General features: G+C 65.1%; 1 protein-coding gene and 1 pseudogene. One reads left to right on the top strand and one right to left on the bottom strand.

Going from position 1 to position 3,546, the window contains the following annotated elements; genetic code table 11:
- Positions 1 to 262: 262 nt before the first annotated feature.
- On the top strand, positions 263 to 3,217 hold the full coding sequence (locus RR928_RS24520) for an EAL domain-containing protein (RefSeq protein WP_332534583.1): 2,955 nt from the start codon (positions 263 to 265) through the stop codon (positions 3,215 to 3,217).
- 18 nt (positions 3,218 to 3,235) lie between these two features.
- On the opposite strand, the pseudogene RR928_RS24515 reads toward RR928_RS24520, so the two are convergent.
- Positions 3,236 to 3,546: pseudogene (locus RR928_RS24515) on the bottom strand (DUF3772 domain-containing protein); the annotation flags it as partial.

The following is a 3,546-nucleotide window of genomic DNA, read 5'->3' as shown; positions in this document are numbered from 1 at the left end:
AATGAGTGCTAATCATACGGTCATTTTGCGCAGTTTCAAGTGTTTTGCTGCAAGAGGCCTGATGGCTTGCCGGATATCTGTCGACTTCGGGACTGGTGCAGGCGCGCGCGGGACTGCCAGCTTGGTGCTTTGCGGATGTTGCGCTATACCTGAAGCAACCCCCGGCCCGACCGGGGGCGCCCAAAAGCATAAGCGCTGTCATCAGGCGCATTTTCGAGGGACAGATATGCCGCACGCAGTTCGTCTGAGACGAGGAGTTCGCTTGGCCTTCGCCGGAGCCTTTCTTGTCGCGTGCGGGCTGTGCTTTCTGGTGTGGAAGGTGACCGCAGACGCTTCGCGTGCCTCGCTGCAGCTGGCGCATACGCACAGCGTCATCAGCGCGCTGGCGCAGATCCGGGCCGACACGCTGCAGGTCGAGCTGACAACCCAAAGCTTTCGCACATCGGGGGACGAGCGCTTTCTGGCCGAGCGCGACCGCGCCATGGTCGAGCGTGAAACCAGCCTCAAGGCCCTGTGGGAACTGGTGGAGCCGTTCAAGGTGCAGCGCGAACACTGGCAGGAACTGCGCCTGCTCATTGACGAGCGCATGATCCTGTCGCGCCGCATCGAGCAGATCCGGCGCGCGGAAGGCGCGCAGGCCGCCGCGGCATTCGTGTCCTCGGCGCCCCTGCGCCAAACCCGCGAGCGCACCTATGCGCTGCTCGGCGAGATGGAAAGCCACGAGGACGACAGGCTTGAGTCGCTGGTGATGGACCAGCGCCGCATACGCCAGATGATGGGCTCGCTGGTGCTGCTGGTGGCGGCGCTGTTGGGCGCTTTCCTGCTCTTTACCTACCGCTTCATCCGCAAGCAGCTGCTGGCTGCGGATGTGGCGCGCCAAGCCCTTGTCGGCAGCGAGCGACGTCTGGCGCTGACGCTGCAATCGATAGGCGATGCACTGATCGCGACAGATGCCCAGGGGCGCGTGATCAGGATGAATGCGGTTGCCGAGAGGCTCTGCGGGCGGCGCCTGTGCACGGTTCTGGGGCATTCACTCGACCAGGTGATGCAGCTCGAGACCCTGGACGCGTGCGCTGCCGGGCCTTTGGATCTGCGCACCTGGCAGGTGCCGCGCCGGGACACGCCGCTGATCCTGGTGGCCCCGTGCGGCCGGCGATCGATCATCACGCTGACGGCCTCGGGCATTGGCGAGGAGGCCGGCAATCCCCAGGGAATGATCTTCACCTTCCATGATCAGACCGACCTGTATGAAGCCAAGCGCGCGGTCGAGCGCAACAATGAAATGCTCGAGGTCACGGTGCAGGAGCGGACGGCCGACATCCGTCAGGCGCAGCAGACGGTGCGCGCGCTGAACACCGAGCTGGCGGGCCGGGTGCGCGAACTGGAACATGTCAGCCGTGCGCTGCGCACGCTCAGTGCCGGCGGGCGCGCCATGCTGCGCGCCAGCAGCGAGCTCGAGCTGCTCGAAGACATGTGCCGCGCCATCGTCGACGCCGGCAAGTATGGAATGGCCATCGTCTGGTATTGCGAGGACGACAGCGAGAAGACGCTGCGCCCCATGGCTGAGGCCGGTTACCTGGGAGGATTGGCGGCGCTGGCCCCGCTGCGCACCACCTGGGCCGACAACGAGCGCGGCCGCGGAACGGCCGCAAACGCCATACGTTCCGGGCAGACCAGCGTCGTCAGCGACATGCAGACCGATGTGCGCTATCGCCCCTATCGCCCGTTCCTGCAAGGCAATGCCTCCTCCCTCGGCTGCCCGCTGCGGGTGGGCGACCGGATCATAGGCGCGCTGACCATCTACGACGCAGAGCCGGATACCTTCGACAACGACGAAGTGCTGCTGCTGACCGAGTCGGCGGAAGAGCTGGCTTTCGGCATCGAGCTGATGCGCAGCCGCGGCGAGGAGTCCAGGATCCGCCAGGTGGTCCACCAGCTCTCGCAGTTCGACGCACTCACGGGAATGCCCAATGAAGCGCAGTTTGTCGCTGCGCTCCTGGCGCAGATCGGGGCCTCGGAATACGCGCCCTGGACCGTGATCCAGTTCAATATCGACCGGCTCAGCGAAGTCAACGATGCGCTGGGGTTTGCGCAGGGCAATCTCGTGCTCAAGGGATTTGCGCGCAAGCTCGAGTCGATTTCCAATGGCTGCGTGGTGGCGCGGCTGCGCAACGATGAGTTCGCCATGCTGCTCCCGCAGGCCGGGCGCGAGCAAGCCAAGCAGCGCCTGCTGCTGCTGCAGGAGGCGCTCAAGGAGCCGGTGTCCATGGGCGAACTGTTCTATGACATCAGCATGCATGCGGGAATCGTGGAAGTTCCGGCGGGCACCAGCAGCGTGCATGAAGTGCTGCGGCTGATGAATATTGCCGTCCGACGGGCGCGCTCGCTGGGGCTGCCGTTTTGCACTTTCCAGCCGTCAATGGATGCCAACCGCGATCAGTCCAGGCGCCTGAACATGGCGGGCGACCTGCGCCGCGGCATAGAGCGTGGTGAGCTGAGCCTGTTCGTGCAGCCCAAGGTGGACATGCGATCGGGCGCCGTCTGCGGCGCCGAGGCCCTGGCGCGATGGATGCACCCCCAGCATGGCATGGTCTCGCCCGGTGTCTTCATTCCCCTGGCCGAGCAGGTGGGTCTGATCAAGCCGATTTCCGAATGGGTGATTGCCGAGGGCTTCAAGATCGCGCGCCGCTGGCACGACTGCGGGCTGGCGCTGCCGCTGGCGCTCAATCTGTCGGCGCGCGATCTGCAGAACCCGCAGCTGTCGGCGCATATCGAGGGCCAGGCAGCGCGCCATGGCGTGCCTGCCGCGAACGTGGAGTTCGAGTTGACGGAGTCGGCGGTCATGGAGGACGCCGAACGCTCGCTGCATATTCTCAAGGAAATACAGCTTGCGGGCTTCACGCTCTATGTCGATGATTTCGGCACCGGCTATTCGTCACTTTCGTATCTGCAGCAGTTACCGGTCGACTATGTGAAGATCGACCAGTCCTTCGTGCGGCGCATGATATCGGACCGCGACTCGGCTGCGATAGTCCGCTCGACCATAGACCTGGTCCACGATCTCGGCAGAAAGGTGGTTGCCGAAGGCGTGGAAACCGAAGCCGAATGGAATGCGCTCAAGGCCATGGGCTGCGACATCGCCCAGGGATATCACATTGCACGCCCCATGCCCGAGTGGGAGTTCGAGCACTGGGTGAGCTCGCACGCCAGCGCTTGAGCTTGCGGCGTACGGTTTTCAGTCCGGCGCCGGCGGCGGGCTGGCCATCATCATGGTGGGCACGGCCAGGGGCAGACCGGCGTTCTTGAAGTCGTCGAGTATCGTGAACAGCAGATCGCTGCGCACGCCGCTGGCCAGGCGCGGGCTGGCGACATAGGCGATGGCCTGGAAGATCAGGCTGCCGTTCTCTATGCCTTCGAGGCTCAACGAGGGCTCGGGCGACTCCAGCACGCCGGGGTGGGCGCGGCAGGCGGCCAGCATCAGCTCGCGCACGCGCTTGGCGTCGGTCGACAGCGGCAGCGGCAGGCGGATCAGCACCCGGCCCTCGG

Source organism: Comamonas sp., assembly GCF_036666375.1.
GTDB lineage: Bacteria > Pseudomonadota > Gammaproteobacteria > Burkholderiales > Burkholderiaceae_C > Comamonas.
The sequence above is the reverse complement of the archived record's forward strand: the minus strand, read 5'-3'. Positions and strand labels throughout refer to the sequence as shown.